General features: G+C 63.7%; 1 protein-coding gene. It reads right to left on the reverse strand.

Translation table 11 applies throughout. The annotated features are described in order from the left end of the window. On the reverse strand, positions 1 to 1036 hold a 1036-nt coding region (locus tag HB376_RS40580), incomplete at both ends, for an Ig-like domain-containing protein (RefSeq protein WP_255631901.1).

The following is a 1036-nucleotide window of genomic DNA, read 5'->3' on the forward strand; positions in this document are numbered from 1 at the left end:
CGTCGGGCTCGTGCCCACTGTATCAAGCACATTCGTGATCACCGGCGCCCCGGCTACAGGCGTGAACGTGAACGCGATTGCGGCCGATGCCGCGCCCGTCGTGCCAGCCGCGTTGGTTTGCGTGGCCGTGATGCTGTGCGCGCCGCTGGCCATATCCGTTGACGGCGTGAAGCTCCACTTGCCGGTGACGTCAACCACCGCCGAGCCGATCAGGGTCGAACTGTCATAGACCTTGACCGTAGCGCCCGCCGTGCCCGTGCCGCTGATGTGCGGATGGCCGTCGGCTGTCGTGCTGCCCGCAGGAATTGATGCGTTGCTGTCGTCTGTCAGAACCGGCGTCGACGGTTTTGCCGGCGTAGTGGTGTCCACCACCACGATGACAGGCGTGGAACTCGCGCTCGGCGTGCCCGCCGGGTTCGTTTCAATCACCGTGATGCTGTTCGAGCCGTTGGCCATATCCGTTGACGGCGTGAACGACCATGTACCGTCGTTCGCAACCGTGGTCGAACCAATAACGACGCCGTTGTCGGACACCGTGATGATGTCGCCTGCCGTGCCCTTGCCGTTGATGTGCGGATGCGGGTCGGCCGTCGCGCCGCCCGCTGCAATCGCGTTGCCGCTGTCGTCCGTGAAGGTCGGTGCTGCCGGCGTCGCCGGCGTGCTGGTGTTCACCGTAAAAGTGAACGTGTTTGATACCGTGCTCGTCAGACCGGTGGTGGTCTTGGCCGTAGCGGTGATGGTGTGCACACCGCTTGCCCAGGTGATGGCCGACCCGATCCACCATGAGCCGTCTACTGACACACCGACCGAACCTAACAGGGTCGCGCCGTCGTATACGGAGATCGTGTCGCCGTAGTGCGCCGTTCCATAGATAACGTTGCTCGTGTACGGCGTCGTGCTGCCGCTCGGTACGGACTTGACGTCGACCGAACCGTTGTATTCATGCAGAAGCGTAATGACCGGTACCGTTGCCACAGGCATGAACGTGAACGCGACCGCATCCGATGCCGCGCCCGTCGTGCCCGCCGCGTTGGTC

It is taken from the genome of Caballeronia sp. dw_19 (assembly GCF_018449515.1).
Classification (GTDB): domain Bacteria; phylum Pseudomonadota; class Gammaproteobacteria; order Burkholderiales; family Burkholderiaceae; genus Caballeronia.